Here is an 18,299-nt window from a genome sequence, read left to right as displayed (position 1 = left end):
AGTGGCTATCGGTGCGTGTATGCAGGAGAGTGCTGTCAATCGGCATATCCGTCGCACTTGATGCTTTGCAAACGATAAACACACTGTAAGGATAACTTATGAATAAGACTCAACTGATTGACGTAATCGCGGACAAAGCGGACCTTTCTAAAGCACAAGCAAAAGCTGCTTTGGAGTCCACACTGGCTGCAATTACCGAATCTCTGAAAGATGGTGATCCAGTACAATTGGTTGGTTTCGGTACTTTCAAAGTAAACCATCGTAATGAGCGCACTGGCCGCAACCCACAAACTGGTAAAGAAATCAAAATTGCTGCAGCTAATGTGCCAGCGTTTGTTTCTGGTAAAGCACTGAAAGATTCTGTTAAATCTTAATAGTGTGTCAGTAAAAATAATAAGCAGGGGGGTGGCAAAGCCCCTTTTGTTTATGCAGCGGGTGCTGATGACCCTCGGTTTGGCCTTAGGTCTCAGCGCCTGTAGCAGTCAGTCAGGTCCTCCCCAATTCAGTGCCAGCGGTTATATTGCCGATAGCGGTGTGGTTCGCTTATGGCGTCAGGATAATGAACAGCAGCAGCCACAAGTGCTGATGAGTGTCTACAGCCCCTACTTTGGGGACAATACCCGCGTGACTTTCTACGAATATCAAAATGGTGTGCTACGGGAAATCCGGCGCAATGACTTGGGTCATGACCCGCAAAGTGTCGAATTACGTTTTGATGAGCAAGGACAGGTTAGTTTTATGCAACGCCAACTGGCAACACGGCGTGAGCAACTTTCTGTGGATAATATTGCGGTTTATCAGTTGGAAGCTAAGCGGATTCTGGAACTGAGCAGTGCGCTGCGCGCTGGCAATGTCCGGTTAATTCAGGGGCGTTGGCAGGACGGTCTTGTGACAACCTGTGCCGGGAAGACATCACGCCTGAGTCTTGATGATAATTCGCAAGCATGGTTAAGCAAACGCGGCGCAAATAGTGCAGAAGCTCTAGGTATCGCGTGGTTGGATTCACCGGAAGGTCAGCAATTATTGTTGGTGGCTAATCAGGACTTTTGTCACTGGGAACCTAAATCCGGCAGTTTGTAAGATTGTGGGGCACAACACGCCGCCTCCAGATATCCGCCATTTTTTAATCGCAGTTCTCGTGACTCGGCCCATCCATGGACCTCATCTCTGAGCAGTTGCTGCTTGCTGTCTCTTGAAATTTATTGGGTACAGAAAGATGCAACCAGATTATTTTTCGCGGGCAATCGCCCGGTAGCCAATATCTTTACGGCAGAAAGCACCTTCCCACTGAATATTCTCAGCAAGCTTATAAGCATGTTGCTGTGCCTGTGCAACTGTTGCCCCGAGTGCTGTGACACACAATACGCGCCCACCGCTAGTCACAACATTATTGTGGTTATCTAGCTTGGTTCCGGCATGGAATACTTTCCCGTCAGCCACTTCTTGCTGTGGTAACCCATGAATAACATCACCTTGGCGGTAATCAGCCGGATAGCCGCCAGCGGCCAGCACAACACCCAGGGACGGGCGTTCATCCCAATCAGAGGTTTTCTCATTCAATTTGCCCTGTGCGCCAGCTAAACATAACTCAACTAAATCTGAGCGCATGCGCAGCATAATTGGTTGCGTTTCTGGGTCGCCAAAGCGGCAGTTGAATTCAATGACTTTGGGTTGCCCATCAGCAGAAATCATCAGGCCAGCATAAAGGAAGCCAGTATAAACATTGCCTTCCGCCGCCATACCGCGCACGGTTGGCCAGATAACCTGATCCATTACCCGCTGATGAACTTCATCAGTAACAACTGGTGCCGGAGAATAAGCGCCCATGCCGCCGGTATTCGGGCCGGTATCACCATCGCCAACACGTTTGTGGTCTTGGCTGGTGGCCATCGGTAACACGTTTTCGCCGTCAACCATCACAATAAAGCTGGCTTCTTCGCCGTCGAGAAACTCTTCCACCACGATACGATGGCCAGCATCACCAAATGCATTGCCAGCCAGCATGTCATGGACCGCAGTTTCCGCTTCTTCCTGCGTCATTGCGACTATCACACCTTTTCCCGCCGCCAAACCATCAGCTTTAATGACGATGGGAGCCCCAATTTTGCGGACATAAGCTATAGCCGGTTCTACCTCGGTGAAGTTTTGGTAAAACGCGGTTGGAATATTGTGGCGCGCGAGGAAATCTTTGGTGAAAGCTTTAGAACCTTCCAACTGGGCAGCCGCTTGTGTCGGGCCAAAGATTGTCAGGCCCGCCGCCTGGAAAGCATCGACCACACCGATAACCAGCGGCGCTTCTGGGCCAACGATGGTCAAGCCGATGTCGTGGCTCTGAGCAAACGCCAATAAACCCGCAATATCAGTGGCGGCGATATCCACATTTTCTAAACCAGACTCTAACGCCGTTCCGGCATTACCTGGCGCGACATAAATTTTATCCGCTAAAGGCGACTGCGCGGCTTTCCAGCCTAAAGCATGCTCACGTCCGCCATTGCCAATAATCAAAATATTCATCTGGATAGCTCCATGGGACAGGTGCCTGAGCACGCATCCCACTTATATAAGAGGTTTAATTAATGACGGAAATGGCGCATGTCAGTAAATATCATCGCAATTCCGTGTTCATCCGCTGCGGCAATAACTTCATCGTCACGAATTGAACCGCCCGGTTGGATGACACAGGTGATACCAACAGCAGCGGCAGCATCAATACCGTCACGGAATGGGAAGAAAGCATCAGAAGCCATGGCTGAACCCGCGACTTCCAAACCTTCATCTGCCGCCTTGATACCGGCTATTTTGGCCGAATACACACGGCTCATTTGGCCTGCGCCTATTCCGATAGTCATATTGTCCCGCGCATAAACAATGGCATTAGATTTAACGAACTTGGCCACTTTCCAGCAGAACAGGGCATCACGCAGCTCTTGTTCGGTCGGCTGGCGTTTGGAAACCACCCGCAAATCCGCCTCAGTCACCATGCCCAAATCGCGGTCTTGCACCAACAGCCCGCCATTGACACGTTTGAAGTCCAAACCAGCAGAACGTTCTTGCCACTGACCGCAGGTCAGAACGCGGACATTCTGTTTAGCGGCTAATAGCGCCAATGCTTCCACACTGACGGAAGGGGCGATAATTACTTCAACGAACTGACGGCTGATAATAGCGCTGGCTGTCTCAGCATCCAACTCGCGGTTAAAGGCAATGATGCCGCCGAAAGCAGAAGTTGGGTCGGTTTTATAAGCTTTGTCATAAGCTGCCAGCAGAGAGTCAGCAATAGCCACGCCACACGGGTTGGCATGCTTGACAATCACACATGCCGGTTCGCCGAATTCTTTTACACACTCAAGCGCAGCATCGGTATCGGCGATGTTGTTATAGGACAGGGCCTTACCCTGCAACTGAGTTGCAGTAGCAACGGATGCCTCTTTAACATCTTCTTCTATATAGAAGGCGGCTTGCTGGTGGCTGTTCTCACCGTAACGCATATCCTGCTTCTTGATATAGTTAAGATTCAGGGTGCGAGGGAAGCGGCCTGATGGTTGCTCGGTATCACCATGGTAAGGTGGCACCAGCGCGCCGAAGTAGTTCGCAATCATACTGTCGTAAGCGGCGGTATGTTCAAAAGCTTTAATTGCCAGGTCGAAACGGGTTGGGTAGGTCAATGAGCCGTCATTCTCATCCAGCTCGGCAATAATGGCCGGGTAATCACTGCTTTTAACCACAATGGCGACATCTTTATGATTCTTGGCTGCAGAGCGCACCATGGTTGGGCCACCGATATCAATATTCTCAACGGCATCTTCCAGTGAGCAATCTGGGCGGGCGACAGTCTGGGCGAATGGATATAAGTTAACGACCACAATATCAATTGGCTGAATGTTATGTTGAGCCATGATGCCGTCATCCTTACCGCGGCGGCCTAAAATGCCGCCATGCACTTTAGGATGTAAAGTCTTAACGCGTCCATCCATCATTTCCGGGAAACCGGTATAGTCAGAAACCTCGGTGACTGGCAGGCCAGCATCAGCCAACAGGCGGGCAGTTCCGCCAGTAGAAAGTAACTCGATACCACGTTGTGAAAGTGCAGTGGCGAATTCAACGATACCGGCTTTGTCAGATACACTGAGTAGAGCACGGCGGATTGGGCGGCGTTGTTGCATGGTTTTATCCCTTGGCTTTGGAGTCGCAGTTGTTCTTCGCAATCAATAGAGCGTTACATGAATCTCTTCTATCTATATAGCGATATAAAGAGAAAAACAGATTCAAATAACGTCCCAACAGAGGGGCCACACCAGCCAGTAGTGACTTTTATACGAGAATAAGCCCTTAACAGAACCAAAATACGCTTTATTACGCGCCGTATTTCCTCATTTTATAAAAAACCACCTCATACCTTCGATATTTTGCCAACGAGGTCACTCTTTTTCGACGCGGGGAATTGTAGCGAAAACGATTGCGCGATGCTCGTCAATTTTAAGTTCAGTTTCAATCTGTGGATAAGTTTGTGTACAACAGGGTATAAGGCGGGGTTTTGCTGTGGAATGCAGCAAACAGTCATTTTTATTGAAATTAGCGGTTGCGGGCGGCGGAGAACTCCCTATAATGCGCATCCATCGAGACGGCACACAACGAATCAAGTAGTTAAGTGACCGGCAGAGAGAACAGAGAAAATCAACGAAATTAGTAGTTGACTCTGAATGAGGAAAGCGTAATATGCGCACCTCGCGTTACCAACCACCGGTTGATAACGCACTGCTCTTTAACAATTTATCAGACAATCTGTGTGGGCACTCGCAAGACGATATCGAAGCCTGTTTCGACAGGCAAAAGCAATATCAAAGTCTTGAAGAGTGACCAAAGCAGTACACATTTGAACCTCGGTTCGAATGCATATTTGCAGAAAGTAATCTTTGAGCATCGCTACTTTCATTAGTAGCAAATCAAACAAATCTTAAATTGAAGAGTTTGATCATGGCTCAGATTGAACGCTGGCGGCAGGCCTAACACATGCAAGTCGAGCGGCAGCGGGAAGTAGTTTACTACTTCGCCGGCGAGCGGCGGACGGGTGAGTAATGTCTGGGAAACTGCCTGATGGAGGGGGATAACTACTGGAAACGGTAGCTAATACCGCATGACCTCGCAAGAGCAAAGTGGGGGACCTTAGGGCCTCACGCCATCGGATGTGCCCAGATGGGATTAGCTAGTAGGTGGGGTAACGGCTCACCTAGGCGACGATCCCTAGCTGGTCTGAGAGGATGACCAGCCACACTGGAACTGAGACACGGTCCAGACTCCTACGGGAGGCAGCAGTGGGGAATATTGCACAATGGGCGCAAGCCTGATGCAGCCATGCCGCGTGTGTGAAGAAGGCCTTCGGGTTGTAAAGCACTTTCAGCGAGGAGGAAGGCATTGTGGTTAATAACCGCAGTGATTGACGTTACTCGCAGAAGAAGCACCGGCTAACTCCGTGCCAGCAGCCGCGGTAATACGGAGGGTGCAAGCGTTAATCGGAATTACTGGGCGTAAAGCGCACGCAGGCGGTTTGTTAAGTCAGATGTGAAATCCCCGCGCTTAACGTGGGAACTGCATTTGAAACTGGCAAGCTAGAGTCTTGTAGAGGGGGGTAGAATTCCAGGTGTAGCGGTGAAATGCGTAGAGATCTGGAGGAATACCGGTGGCGAAGGCGGCCCCCTGGACAAAGACTGACGCTCAGGTGCGAAAGCGTGGGGAGCAAACAGGATTAGATACCCTGGTAGTCCACGCTGTAAACGATGTCGACTTGGAGGTTGTGCCCTTGAGGCGTGGCTTCCGGAGCTAACGCGTTAAGTCGACCGCCTGGGGAGTACGGCCGCAAGGTTAAAACTCAAATGAATTGACGGGGGCCCGCACAAGCGGTGGAGCATGTGGTTTAATTCGATGCAACGCGAAGAACCTTACCTACTCTTGACATCCACAGAATTTAGCAGAGATGCTTTAGTGCCTTCGGGAACTGTGAGACAGGTGCTGCATGGCTGTCGTCAGCTCGTGTTGTGAAATGTTGGGTTAAGTCCCGCAACGAGCGCAACCCTTATCCTTTGTTGCCAGCACGTAATGGTGGGAACTCAAAGGAGACTGCCGGTGATAAACCGGAGGAAGGTGGGGATGACGTCAAGTCATCATGGCCCTTACGAGTAGGGCTACACACGTGCTACAATGGCAGATACAAAGTGAAGCGAACTCGCGAGAGCAAGCGGACCACATAAAGTCTGTCGTAGTCCGGATTGGAGTCTGCAACTCGACTCCATGAAGTCGGAATCGCTAGTAATCGTAGATCAGAATGCTACGGTGAATACGTTCCCGGGCCTTGTACACACCGCCCGTCACACCATGGGAGTGGGTTGCAAAAGAAGTAGGTAGCTTAACCTTCGGGAGGGCGCTTACCACTTTGTGATTCATGACTGGGGTGAAGTCGTAACAAGGTAACCGTAGGGGAACCTGCGGTTGGATCACCTCCTTACCTAACGATACGCATTGCGCAGTGTCCACACAGATTGTCTGATAGAAAGTAACGAGCAAATAAGGCCGGGCTGAGAAATTAGTCGGGCTTTAGTACCTTGTTGGGTCTGTAGCTCAGGTGGTTAGAGCGCACCCCTGATAAGGGTGAGGTCGGTGGTTCAAGTCCACTCAGACCCACCAACTCATCCCCATACTGCGTTACAGTCACACTCGTTTATAACAATAAACGTCGCGTATCTGTGCCTTGTCTGAAAATGAGTTGCAGCAATAAGGTGATTTGCTTTTTATATGGGGCTATAGCTCAGCTGGGAGAGCGCCTGCCTTGCACGCAGGAGGTCAGCGGTTCGATCCCGCTTAGCTCCACCATATAAAAAATTATTTCAAAACGTACTGCGGTCGTAAGACTCAGTGTGTTGTGAAATATTGCTCTTTAACAATCTGGAACAAGCTGAAAATTGAAACAATACAGCTGAAACTTATCTCTCCGTAGATTTACTGAGATAAGGATTAACCTGTATTAGAGTCTCTCAAATGATCGCAATACGACGATGTCTGTAAAGACACCTTCGGGTTGTGAGGTTAAGCGACTAAGCGTACACGGTGGATGCCTAGGCAGTCAGAGGCGATGAAGGGCGTGCTAATCTGCGAAAAGCGTCGGTAAGGTGATATGAACCGTTACAACCGACGATACCCGAATGGGGAAACCCAGTGCAATTCGTTGCACTATTGCATGGTGAATACATAGCCATGCAAGGCGAACCGGGGGGAACTGAAACATCTAAGTACCCCGAGGAAAAGAAATCAACCGAGATTCCCCCAGTAGCGGCGAGCGAACGGGGAGGAGCCCAGAGTCTGAATCAGTTTGTGTGTTAGTGGAAGCGTCTGGAAAGTCGCAGGGTACAGGGTGATACTCCCGTACACAAAAACACACTTGCTGTGAACTCGATGAGTAGGGCGGGACACGTGACATCCTGTCTGAATATGGGGGGGACCATCCTCCAAGGCTAAATACTCCTGACTGACCGATAGTGAACCAGTACCGTGAGGGAAAGGCGAAAAGAACCCCGGCGAGGGGAGTGAAATAGAACCTGAAACCGTGTACGTACAAGCAGTGGGAGCACCTTCGTGGTGTGACTGCGTACCTTTTGTATAATGGGTCAGCGACTTATATTTTGTAGCAAGGTTAACCGAATAGGGGAGCCGTAGGGAAACCGAGTCTTAACTGGGCGTCTAGTTGCAAGGTATAGACCCGAAACCCGGTGATCTAGCCATGGGCAGGTTGAAGGTTGGGTAACACTAACTGGAGGACCGAACCGACTAATGTTGAAAAATTAGCGGATGACTTGTGGCTGGGGGTGAAAGGCCAATCAAACCGGGAGATAGCTGGTTCTCCCCGAAAGCTATTTAGGTAGCGCCTCGTGAACTCATCTTCGGGGGTAGAGCACTGTTTCGGCTAGGGGGTCATCCCGACTTACCAAACCGATGCAAACTCCGAATACCGAAGAATGTTATCACGGGAGACACACGGCGGGTGCTAACGTCCGTCGTGAAGAGGGAAACAACCCAGACCGCCAGCTAAGGTCCCAAAGTCATGGTTAAGTGGGAAACGATGTGGGAAGGCATAGACAGCCAGGATGTTGGCTTAGAAGCAGCCATCATTTAAAGAAAGCGTAATAGCTCACTGGTCGAGTCGGCCTGCGCGGAAGATGTAACGGGGCTAAACCATGCACCGAAGCTGCGGCAGCGACACTTAGGTGTTGTTGGGTAGGGGAGCGTTCTGTAAGCCGTTGAAGGTGACCTGTGAGGGTTGCTGGAGGTATCAGAAGTGCGAATGCTGACATAAGTAACGATAATGCGGGTGAAAAGCCCGCACGCCGGAAGACCAAGGGTTCCTGTCCAACGTTAATCGGGGCAGGGTGAGTCGACCCCTAAGGCGAGGCTGAAAAGCGTAGTCGATGGGAAACAGGTTAATATTCCTGTACTTGGTGTTACTGCGAGGGGGGACGGAGAAGGCTAGGCTAGCCGGGCGACGGTTGTCCCGGTTTAAGCATGTAGGCGGAGCGACTTGGTAAATCCGGTTGCTTATCAACGCTGAGGTGTGATGACGAGTCACTACGGTGATGAAGTAGTTGATGCCAAGCTTCCAGGAAAAGCCTCTAAGCATCAGGTAACATTAAATCGTACCCCAAACCGACACAGGTGGTCAGGTAGAGAATACTCAGGCGCTTGAGAGAACTCGGGTGAAGGAACTAGGCAAAATGGTGCCGTAACTTCGGGAGAAGGCACGCTGGCATTAGGTAAAGAGACTTGCTCTCGGCGCCGAAGCCAGTCGCAGATACCAGCTGGCTGCAACTGTTTAATAAAAACACAGCACTGTGCAAACACGAAAGTGGACGTATACGGTGTGACGCCTGCCCGGTGCTGGAAGGTTAATTGATGGGGTCAGCCGCAAGGCGAAGCTCTTGATCGAAGCCCCAGTAAACGGCGGCCGTAACTATAACGGTCCTAAGGTAGCGAAATTCCTTGTCGGGTAAGTTCCGACCTGCACGAATGGCGTAATGATGGCCAGGCTGTCTCCACCCGAGACTCAGTGAAATTGAACTCGCTGTGAAGATGCAGTGTACCCGCGGCAAGACGGAAAGACCCCGTGAACCTTTACTATAGCTTGACACTGAACATTGAGCCTTGATGTGTAGGATAGGTGGGAGGCATCGAAGCGTGGACGCCAGTCTGCGTGGAGCCAACCTTGAAATACCACCCTTTAATGTTTGATGTTCTAACTCGGCCCCGTGATCCGGGGTGAGGACAGTGTCTGGTGGGTAGTTTGACTGGGGCGGTCTCCTCCCAAAGAGTAACGGAGGAGCACGAAGGTTAGCTAATCACGGTCGGACATCGTGAGGTTAGTGCAAAGGCATAAGCTAGCTTGACTGCGAGAGTGACGGCTCGAGCAGGTACGAAAGTAGGTCTTAGTGATCCGGTGGTTCTGAATGGAAGGGCCATCGCTCAACGGATAAAAGGTACTCCGGGGATAACAGGCTGATACCGCCCAAGAGTTCATATCGACGGCGGTGTTTGGCACCTCGATGTCGGCTCATCACATCCTGGGGCTGAAGTAGGTCCCAAGGGTATGGCTGTTCGCCATTTAAAGTGGTACGCGAGCTGGGTTTAGAACGTCGTGAGACAGTTCGGTCCCTATCTGCCGTGGGCGTTGGAAGATTGAGAGGGGCTGCTCCTAGTACGAGAGGACCGGAGTGGACGAATCACTGGTGTTCGGGTTGTCATGCCAATGGCATTGCCCGGTAGCTAAATTCGGAAGAGATAACCGCTGAAAGCATCTAAGCGGGAAACTTGCCTCGAGATGAGTCTTCCCTGGGGCTTTAAGCCCCCTGAAGGAACGTTAAAGACTATGACGTTGATAGGCTGGGTGTGTAAGTGCAGCGATGCATTGAGCTAACCAGTACTAATGATCCGTGAGGCTTAACCTTACAACACCGAAGGTGTTTTGTGTTTGAGAGAGATTTTCAGCGACGTTCCGAGATTGGGCTGGCTGGCTGTGTGTAGGATTACATAGCGGGTTAGTTTAGACAGAATTTGCCTGGCGGCCATAGCGCGGTGGTCCCACCTGATCCCATGCCGAACTCAGAAGTGAAACGCCGTAGCGCCGATGGTAGTGTGGGGTCTCCCCATGCGAGAGTAGGACACTGCCAGGCATCAAATTTAGTTGCTGATATGGCTCAGTTGGTAGAGCGCACCCTTGGTAAGGGTGAGGTCCCCAGTTCGACTCTGGGTATCAGCACCAGTTACATGGGTTAAAGTTCGGTAGTTGTAGAAAAGAATTTACCTGGCGGCAATAGCGCGGTGGTCCCACCTGACCCCATGCCGAACTCAGAAGTGAAACGCCGTAGCGCCGATGGTAGTGTGGGGTCTCCCCATGCGAGAGTAGGACACTGCCAGGTATCAAATCAAGTAAAGACCCCATGCCAAAAGCGTGGGGTTTTTGCTTTTCAGCTTTTCAGTAAATATCTATATTTCTACCTTTTGATAAAGTGTCAGTGGCCTATAGATTGGCTGATCAGTATTTTCATATCATTCATTAAAAATCATATCATATTGATAAATACTCCCTAACCCTCTGTTGATACAGGGGGTTTTTGCATTTCTATCATATATAAAATAAATATTGGCCGTTTGCTACACTCTAGATGCTGAAATCATCAGCAATGAAACATTTTCAGGTTGTCTCAGATTGCTCGACTTTTTACTGAAAACCCGCTATCTTCGGGCATCTAGAAGTCTAAACGTATAAACGGATATATTGAGGATATAGGCATGCCAATTCGGGTTCCTGATGAATTACCTGCGGTGAGTTTCTTGCGTAATGAGAATGTTTTTGTCATGACCTCATCGCGTGCGAAAACTCAGGAAATTCGGCCCCTGAAGGTGTTGGTTTTGAATCTGATGCCTAAAAAAATTGAGACGGAAAATCAATTCCTGCGTTTACTCTCTAACTCGCCTCTACAGATTGATATTCAATTACTGCGGATTGACAGCCGCGAGTCAAAAAATACACCTGCGGAACATCTGAACAACTTCTATTGTGATTTTGAGGATATTCAGGAGCAAAACTTTGATGGTTTGATTGTGACAGGGGCTCCGCTGGGGTTGGTCGATTTCTGTGATGTTGCTTATTGGCCACAGATTGAGCGCATTATTGCCTGGGCAAAAGATCATGTTACTTCGACCTTGTTTGTGTGTTGGGCGGTACAGGCGGCATTAAATATCTTATACGGTATCCCTAAGATGACGCGCGAGACTAAGCTCTCAGGTATTTACCCGCACCAGACAGAGAAACCACTGGCCCTCCTCACGCGCGGGTTTGATGAGACATTCTTGGCCCCCCATTCCCGCTATGCAGATTTCCCCGTTGAAGTGCTCCAGCAATACACGGATTTGGACATTCTGGTCTCATCGGAAGAAGCGGGGGCATATCTGTTTGCCAGTAAAGATAAGCGAGTTGCGTTTGTCACGGGCCACCCTGAATATGATGTTGATACCCTTGCCGGTGAATATCAACGGGATCTGGCCGCGGGTCTGAACCCTCAAGTTCCGCTCAATTATTTCCCCAATGATGATGCTTCATTACCACCAAAAGCATCCTGGCGCAGCCACGGGCATCTGTTGTTTGCTAATTGGTTAAACTACTACGTTTACCAAATCACGCCATTTGATTTGCGCCATATGAATCCTACCCTCGACTGATATTTCCTCTCTTTTAATGTTAACAAAGGCGGCTGAATCGAGGCCGCCTTTCTGTTTTTGGCTCTGATGGAGCCTATTTCCCTCATGTAAACTGGTCTGATCTCTTTATTAAACAATAAGTTATCATGCAAAAAAATAACTAATGGAAGTCAGTTCCTATCCGCCTAATATTTATCATTATGTTAACAATATGATAATTAAAGATTAAATAATTATTTTAAATAAAAATGGAAATCGTTTTTGATTTTCTAAATTAATTGATTATTCTTAGTTCTGTCGGGGTGAAAAGTAACCATAAAATCTGGCCTTCAATTTCTGGTTGGAACGCATTACCCGATACGAATCCAAGAATGACGCTACATTAGCGTTGATGTGAAAGTCGTGAGATTGGGAAGGGGAAGGGAAATGACACAACAGTTGGTTGGCACGGAGTTAGTTTTCACACAGCAATTTACTGCTGCAGAGCGACAGGTTTTGCCGGATGAAGCTATCGAATTCTTAACAGAATTGGTGCCGAGATTTGCACGATCTCGCAGCGAGCTCCTTGCAGCACGGGCATCGTGGCAAAAAAAGATAGATCAAGGCGCATTGCCGGATTTTATTTCGGAAACTAATTCCATTCGTGATGGTAACTGGAAAATCCAGGGAATTCCTGCTGACTTACGTGATCGCCGTGTTGAGATTACCGGGCCTGTTGAGCGCAAAATGGTGATTAATGCCCTTAATGCCAATGTGAAAGTCTTTATGGCTGATTTTGAAGATTCACTGGCCCCAAGCTGGGACAAAGTCATTGATGGTCAGATTAACCTGCATGATGCGGTGAAAGGGACGATTTCCTATGCAAATGAATCCGGCAAAATTTATCAGCTTAAACCTAATCCTGCGGTACTGATTGCACGGGTTCGTGGCCTGCACTTACCGGAAAAACATGTGACGTGGCAGGGGGAGCCAATCCCAGGTGGCCTGTTCGATTTTGCTTTGTATTTCTATCATAACTATAAGCAATTACTTGCCAATGGTAGTGGCCCATACTTTTATCTGCCAAAGATGCAGTCTTACCAAGAAGCCGCGTGGTGGAGTGATGTTTTCACCTTTACCGAGCAGCGTTTCGACTTACCGCAAGGCACCATCAAAGCCACGGTATTAATTGAGACGTTACCTGCGGTATTCCAAATGGATGAGATTCTTTATCACCTGCGCCATCATATTGTGGGCCTCAATTGTGGCCGCTGGGACTATATCTTCAGCTATATCAAAACACTGAAAAACCATGCTGATCGCGTGTTACCCGATCGCCAATCGGTCACTATGAATAAGCCGTTCTTGAGTGCTTACTCCCGTTTACTGATAAAAACCTGCCATAAACGTGGTGCTTTGGCGATGGGGGGCATGGCGGCATTTATCCCGAATAAAGATCCCGTCATAAATGCGCAGGTATTGGATAAAGTCCGTGCAGACAAAGAGTTAGAAGCCAGCAATGGTCATGATGGCACATGGGTCGCTCACCCAGGGCTTGCTGACACAGTGATGGAAGTCTTTAACAAGGTATTGGGCGACCGACCAAATCAATTAGACGTTAGTCGCGAGCAAGATAAACCGATTGCCGCCGCTGAATTATTGGAGCCTTGCTCTGGTGAACGCACCGAAGCAGGGATGCGAGCGAATATTCGGGTGGCGGTGCAATACATTGAAGCATGGATATCTGGCAATGGTTGCGTGCCGATTTATGGCCTGATGGAGGATGCCGCGACGGCAGAGATTTCCCGTACTTCTATCTGGCAATGGATACATCACCAGAAAAGCCTGAGCAATGGCCAGACGGTGACGAAAGAGCTGTTCCGAAGCATGTTGAGTGAGGAAATGCAGGTAGTGAAGTTTGAACTTGGTGCAGAGCGTTTTGATGGCGGGCGGTTTGAAGAAGCCGCACGTCTGATGGAGCGGATTACAACACAAGACGAGCTTATCGACTTCCTGACCTTACCGGGCTACGCATTACTGGCCTGAGTCCGTTATTAAACCCTACAAAATTAGACAATAAGGAATATCACCATGGCTACCTCTCGTACTCAACAAATTCAGCAATTGGAACAGGAATGGACATCACCGCGCTGGGAGGGAATTACTCGCCCGTACAGTGCTGAAGAAGTGGTTAAGTTGCGCGGCTCGGTTAACCCAGAATGCACACTGGCGCAGCATGGCGCTAAGCGCTTATGGGAATTGCTGCACGGTAAATCACGTAAAGATTATATCAACTGTCTGGGGGCATTAACCGGTGGTCAGGCCTTGCAGCAAGCGAAAGCTGGGGTCGAGGCTATTTATCTGTCGGGCTGGCAGGTTGCGGCTGATGCTAACACTGCATCAAGTATGTATCCGGACCAGTCGTTATACCCGGTCGACTCAGTTCCTGCGGTGGTTAAACGGATAAATAATAGTTTCCGTCGCGCAGATCAGATTCAATGGTCGAATAATATTGAGCCAGGCAGCAAAGGTTATACTGATTATTTCCTGCCCATTGTCGCGGATGCCGAAGCCGGTTTTGGTGGCGTGCTGAATGCGTTTGAATTAATGAAAGCCATGATTGAGGCGGGTGCTGCTGGGGTGCATTTCGAAGACCAACTGGCCGCTGTGAAGAAGTGTGGTCATATGGGTGGCAAAGTATTGGTGCCGACTCAGGAAGCTATTCAGAAGTTGGTTGCTGCGCGTCTGGCTGCTGATGTTCTCGGGGTTCCAACCCTGCTGATTGCCCGCACTGATGCTGATGCGGCTGACCTTCTGACCTCAGATTGTGACCCGTATGACAGCGAATTTATTACGGGTGAGCGCACTGCTGAAGGTTTCTTCCGTACACATGCTGGTATTGAGCAAGCTATCAGCCGTGGTCTGGCTTATGCCCCTTATGCCGATTTGGTATGGTGCGAAACTTCAACGCCAGACTTGGCGTTAGCTAAACGTTTTGCTGATGCTATTCATGCACAATTCCCAGGTAAATTATTGGCTTACAACTGCTCGCCATCATTTAACTGGAAAAAGAACCTGACAGACCAGCAGATTGCCAGTTTCCAGGATGAGTTGTCAGCCATGGGTTACAAATATCAATTTATTACTCTGGCGGGCATCCACAGCATGTGGTTCAACATGTTCGACTTGGCTCATGCTTACGCGCAAGGCGAGGGTATGAAGCACTATGTTGAGAAGGTGCAACAGCCAGAATTCGCAGCTGTTGAACGCGGCTATACATTTGCATCTCATCAACAAGAAGTGGGCACCGGCTACTTTGATAAAGTCACTAATATCATTCAGGGCGGCCAGTCATCGGTAACAGCATTGACTGGCTCGACGGAAGAACAGCAATTTTAATTCGCTGTTTGAATGACCGTGTATTTTATCAGGAGCCTGCTTATGCAGGCTCTGTTCCGTATGGCAGGGGGTGAGCATGGTGACAAAGCTGGAACAATTAATCGCTCAGACAATTTTGCAGGGATTCGATGCGCAATATGGGCGTTTCCTGGAGGTTACTGCGGGCGCTCAACACCGTTTTGAACAGGCGGATTGGCAAGCAGTACAGCAGGCGATGAAAAAACGTATTCACCTCTATGATAGTCATGTGGGATTGGTGGTTGAGCAACTGAAACATATCACGGATCAGCGCTGTTTTAATGTGGATTTCCTCGCGCGGGTAAAAGAAATCTACACAGGGTTGTTACCGGATTATCCCCGTTTTGAAATAGCCGAAAGTTTCTTTAATTCAGTTTATTGCCGGTTATTCAAACACCGTGATTTAACACCGGATAAATTGTTTGTTTTCAGTTCACAACCGGAGCGGCGCTTTCGTGAGATCCCCCGGCCATTAGCGCGTGATTTTACTCCCCAAGGTAATCTGAGCGGCATGTTACAACTGGTACTCAATGATTTACCGCTACGTTTACCATGGGAAGATTTACCCAGAGACATTGGCTACATTGTGGCGGCATTGCGGAACACATTTACAGATGAACAACTGGTGAGTGCGCGCTTTCAAATTGCGAATGAACTGTTTTACCGCAATAAAGCCGCCTGGCTGGTAGGGAAATTGCGATTCGCGGACGAAGTCTTCCCATTCCTGTTACCTATTCATCATAATGAATCCGGCGCGCTATTTATTGATACCTGTCTGACCAGCAAAGCTGAGGCCAGTATCGTGTTCGGCTTTGCCCGCTCTTATTTTATGGTCTATGCGCCATTACCTGCGGCGATGGTGGAATGGCTGCGGGAAATCTTACCCGGCAAATCTACTGCTGAATTGTATATGGCTATTGGCTGCCAAAAGCACGGCAAAACCGAAAGCTATCGTGAATATCTCACTTTTGTTCATCAATCTAGCGAACAGTTTATTATTGCGCCTGGGGTCAAAGGCATGGTGATGTTGGTCTTTACCTTGCCGTCATTTGATCGGGTTTTTAAGATAATTAAAGATCAGTTTGCCCCGCAAAAAGAAGTCAGTCAGGCGCGGGTTTTAGAATGCTATCAATTGGTTAAAGAGCATGACCGGGTAGGGCGCATGGCGGATACCCAAGAGTATGAGAATTTTGTCATTGATAAAAATCGCATTAGTGCTGAATTACTGACAGAGTTGCGGCGGGAAGTGCCAGAGAAACTGGAAGACTTAGGTGACCAAATCATTATTAAGCACCTGTATATGGAGCGGCGGATGACGCCATTGAATCTCTATATGGAGCAGGCAAATGATCAGCAATTGAAGGATTCTATTGAAGAATACGGTAATGCCATTAAGCAACTGGCTGCGGCGAATATTTTCCCCGGTGACATGCTGTTTAAGAACTTTGGTGTCACTCGTCATGGGCGCGTAGTGTTCTACGATTATGATGAAATTTGCTATATGACTGAGGTGAATTTCCGCGATATTCCACCACCGCGTTATCCTGAGGATGAGATGGCCAGCGAGCCATGGTATAGCGTGTCACCCAATGATGTTTTCCCTGAAGAGTTTCGCCACTTCTTGTGCAGTGACCGGAAAGTGCGGCACTTTTTCGAGGAAATGCACAGTGACCTGTTCCATGCCAGTTATTGGCGTGGGTTACAACAGCGTATTAAAGATGGGCATGTGGAGGATGTTTTTGCCTATCGACGGAAACAACGATTCTCCCAGCGATCTTTAAATTAACGGCGACTGCGCGTGCGGATTTTGGGTTTGCACTGTGCTCGAACTCCTCACGTATTACCTATACGCTCTGGGTTCTGCGCGCAGGGCGCACCCAAAATCCTTTTGCTTGACATGCCTTAATTTTGTTTAAAATCAATGAATAATGCGTATCTTCACTCTGATTACCTACTGCGATTATGAGCTAATTAATTCAGGCGCTCAATAATCATCGCCGTACCTTGGCCTCCGCCAATACACAATGTTGCCAATCCCATGGTTTTATCGTGGGCTTGCAAGGCGTGTAACAGAGTGACCAGAATACGTGCGCCGCTGGCACCTATCGGGTGCCCCAGCGCAATCGCACCGCCATTGACGTTCACTTTTTTTGCATCGAATTCTAATGTTTTCCCTACCGCCAAGAACTGTGCAGCAAAGGCTTCGTTGGCTTCAATCAAGTCAATATCTGATAATGTCAGCCCGGTTTTCTTCAGCGCGTTAAGGGTTGCCGGTACTGGCCCCATGCCCATCAAGGCAGGAGCGACACCCCCACTGGCATAACCTCGGATACGGGCCAGCGGGGTCAAACCTAACTGCCGGGCGCGGCTTTCTGACATCACGACCAATGCCGCCGCTCCATCATTGATACCGGATGCATTGCCAGCGGTAACTGTACCGTCTTTGCTAAACGCCGGGCGCAATTTTGCCAAGCCTTCTGCTGTCGTCGCCGCTTTAGGGAATTCATCGGTATCAACGATGATATCGCCTTTCCTGTTTTTCACTGTCACCGGCACAATCTCTTTCGTGAAAGCACCGCTTGAAATAGCGGCTACCGCTTTTTGCTGTGAGGCCAACGCCAGCGCATCTTGAGCTTCGCGACTAATGCCATATTCTTTCGCGACATTCTCTGCCGTGATGCCCATATGGTAATCATTGGTGGCGCACATCAAACCGTCTTTGAGGATCACGTCGAATAACTGGCCATCACCCAGACGATAACCCCAACGTGCTTTGCTATCCATCAGATAAGGTGCCTGACTCATGTTCTCCATGCCCCCGGCGAGAATCGTGTGAGCATCCCCAGCTAAAATTGCCTGAGCCGCTAATGCCACGCTTTTCAAACCTGAGCCACAAACTTTATTGACGGTATAGGCGCTGACGGTATCAGGTATTCCACTTTTCAATAGTGCCTGCCGCGCCGGGTTCTGGCCCAGCCCGGCCTGAAGCACATTGCCCAAAATAACTTCATCAACATTGTCACCGCTGATACCGGCGCGCGCCATGGCTTCCCGCAGCACGATTGACCCTAAATCGACCGCACTGACCGGTGCCAATGCGCCATTAAAACTCCCAATCGCCGTACGTACGGCACTGACAATTACAATACTTTCCATAAATCAATTCC

10 protein-coding genes, 3 tRNA genes and 4 rRNA genes are annotated in these 18,299 nt (G+C 49.2%); 14 read left to right on the top strand and 3 right to left on the bottom strand.

Annotation, left to right across the window (positions count from 1 at the left end):
* Positions 1–98: 98 nt before the first annotated feature.
* Complete coding sequence (gene hupA / locus F0T03_RS19700) at positions 99–374, top strand: nucleoid-associated protein HU-alpha (RefSeq protein ID WP_004876782.1); 276 nt, start codon at positions 99–101, stop codon at positions 372–374.
* Positions 375–426: 52 nt separating this feature from the next.
* Positions 427–1,080: a DUF1481 domain-containing protein gene (locus F0T03_RS19695; RefSeq protein WP_159681020.1), complete on the top strand. Its 654-nt coding sequence runs from the start codon at positions 427–429 to the stop codon at positions 1,078–1,080.
* Between the two features lie 147 nt (positions 1,081–1,227).
* Here the strand turns inward: F0T03_RS19695 and purD are convergent, their stop codons facing one another.
* Both purD and purH read right to left on the bottom strand, forming a co-directional pair.
* Positions 1,228–2,514, bottom strand: a complete 1,287-nt coding sequence (gene purD / locus F0T03_RS19690; protein WP_159680216.1) for a phosphoribosylamine--glycine ligase — start codon at positions 2,512–2,514, stop codon at positions 1,228–1,230.
* A gap of 59 nt (positions 2,515–2,573) precedes the next feature.
* Entirely contained in the window at positions 2,574–4,163 is a 1,590-nt protein-coding gene (gene purH / locus F0T03_RS19685) for a bifunctional phosphoribosylaminoimidazolecarboxamide formyltransferase/IMP cyclohydrolase (RefSeq protein ID WP_145553687.1), read from the bottom strand.
* A 553-nt stretch (positions 4,164–4,716) separates the two neighbouring features.
* Between purH and F0T03_RS21495 the strand changes: the two genes are divergently transcribed.
* From F0T03_RS21495 to aceK, 12 genes are all read left to right on the top strand, one after another.
* Positions 4,717–4,857, top strand: coding sequence for a hypothetical protein (locus F0T03_RS21495; RefSeq protein WP_162526989.1), 141 nt, complete (start codon positions 4,717–4,719; stop codon positions 4,855–4,857).
* Between the two features lie 99 nt (positions 4,858–4,956).
* Positions 4,957–6,499 (top strand): 16S ribosomal RNA (locus tag F0T03_RS19675).
* Positions 6,500–6,601: 102 nt separating this feature from the next.
* Positions 6,602–6,678: transfer RNA gene (locus F0T03_RS19670), tRNA-Ile, on the top strand.
* A gap of 110 nt (positions 6,679–6,788) precedes the next feature.
* A tRNA-Ala gene (locus F0T03_RS19665) sits at positions 6,789–6,864 on the top strand.
* A 211-nt stretch (positions 6,865–7,075) separates the two neighbouring features.
* Positions 7,076–9,983, top strand: a 23S ribosomal RNA gene (locus tag F0T03_RS19660).
* A 109-nt stretch (positions 9,984–10,092) separates the two neighbouring features.
* Positions 10,093–10,208: ribosomal RNA gene (gene rrf / locus F0T03_RS19655) — 5S ribosomal RNA — on the top strand.
* Positions 10,209–10,221: 13 nt separating this feature from the next.
* Positions 10,222–10,297, top strand: a tRNA-Thr gene (locus tag F0T03_RS19650).
* Positions 10,298–10,338: 41 nt separating this feature from the next.
* A 5S ribosomal RNA gene (rrf, locus tag F0T03_RS19645) occupies positions 10,339–10,454 on the top strand.
* Together the 16S, 23S and 5S rRNA genes with 3 tRNA genes alongside form the textbook arrangement of a ribosomal RNA operon.
* Positions 10,455–10,827: 373 nt before the next feature.
* A complete protein-coding gene (gene metA / locus F0T03_RS19640; protein WP_145555879.1) occupies positions 10,828–11,757 on the top strand; it encodes a homoserine O-acetyltransferase MetA in 930 nt (309 codons plus the stop codon).
* Between the two features lie 405 nt (positions 11,758–12,162).
* Positions 12,163–13,761, top strand: a complete 1,599-nt coding sequence (gene aceB, locus F0T03_RS19635; protein WP_159680214.1) for a malate synthase A — start codon at positions 12,163–12,165, stop codon at positions 13,759–13,761.
* Positions 13,762–13,806: 45 nt separating this feature from the next.
* Complete coding sequence (aceA, locus tag F0T03_RS19630; RefSeq protein ID WP_145555881.1) at positions 13,807–15,114, top strand: isocitrate lyase; 1,308 nt, start codon at positions 13,807–13,809, stop codon at positions 15,112–15,114.
* A gap of 76 nt (positions 15,115–15,190) precedes the next feature.
* Positions 15,191–16,918, top strand: coding sequence for a bifunctional isocitrate dehydrogenase kinase/phosphatase (gene aceK / locus F0T03_RS19625; protein WP_159680211.1), 1,728 nt, complete (start codon positions 15,191–15,193; stop codon positions 16,916–16,918).
* 185 nt (positions 16,919–17,103) lie between these two features.
* Here aceK and F0T03_RS19620 read toward each other — a convergent pair whose 3' ends face one another.
* Positions 17,104–18,288 carry an acetyl-CoA C-acetyltransferase gene (locus F0T03_RS19620; protein ID WP_145555883.1) on the bottom strand — a complete coding sequence of 395 codons (1,185 nt, stop codon included), beginning with the start codon at positions 18,286–18,288 and terminating at the stop codon, positions 17,104–17,106.
* Between the last annotated feature and the right edge of the window lie 11 nt (positions 18,289–18,299).

It is taken from the genome of Yersinia canariae, from assembly GCF_009831415.1.
Lineage (GTDB): Bacteria > Pseudomonadota > Gammaproteobacteria > Enterobacterales > Enterobacteriaceae > Yersinia > Yersinia canariae.
The sequence above is the reverse complement of the archived record's forward strand: the minus strand, read 5'-3'. Positions and strand labels throughout refer to the sequence as shown.

Bases quoted from the DNA above. Each gene is read 5' to 3' on its own strand.
- hupA (WP_004876782.1), top strand. From the start codon at position 99: ATGAATAAGACTCAACTGATTGACGTAATCGCGGACAAAGCGGACCTT.
- F0T03_RS19695 (WP_159681020.1), top strand. From the start codon at position 427: ATGCAGCGGGTGCTGATGACCCTCGGTTTGGCCTTAGGTCTCAGCGCC.
- purD (WP_159680216.1), bottom strand. From the start codon at position 2,514: ATGAATATTTTGATTATTGGCAATGGCGGACGTGAGCATGCTTTAGGC.
- purH (WP_145553687.1), bottom strand. From the start codon at position 4,163: ATGCAACAACGCCGCCCAATCCGCCGTGCTCTACTCAGTGTATCTGAC.
- F0T03_RS21495 (WP_162526989.1), top strand. From the start codon at position 4,717: ATGCGCACCTCGCGTTACCAACCACCGGTTGATAACGCACTGCTCTTT.
- metA (WP_145555879.1), top strand. From the start codon at position 10,828: ATGCCAATTCGGGTTCCTGATGAATTACCTGCGGTGAGTTTCTTGCGT.
- aceB (WP_159680214.1), top strand. From the start codon at position 12,163: ATGACACAACAGTTGGTTGGCACGGAGTTAGTTTTCACACAGCAATTT.
- aceA (WP_145555881.1), top strand. From the start codon at position 13,807: ATGGCTACCTCTCGTACTCAACAAATTCAGCAATTGGAACAGGAATGG.
- aceK (WP_159680211.1), top strand. From the start codon at position 15,191: ATGGTGACAAAGCTGGAACAATTAATCGCTCAGACAATTTTGCAGGGA.
- F0T03_RS19620 (WP_145555883.1), bottom strand. From the start codon at position 18,288: ATGGAAAGTATTGTAATTGTCAGTGCCGTACGTACGGCGATTGGGAGT.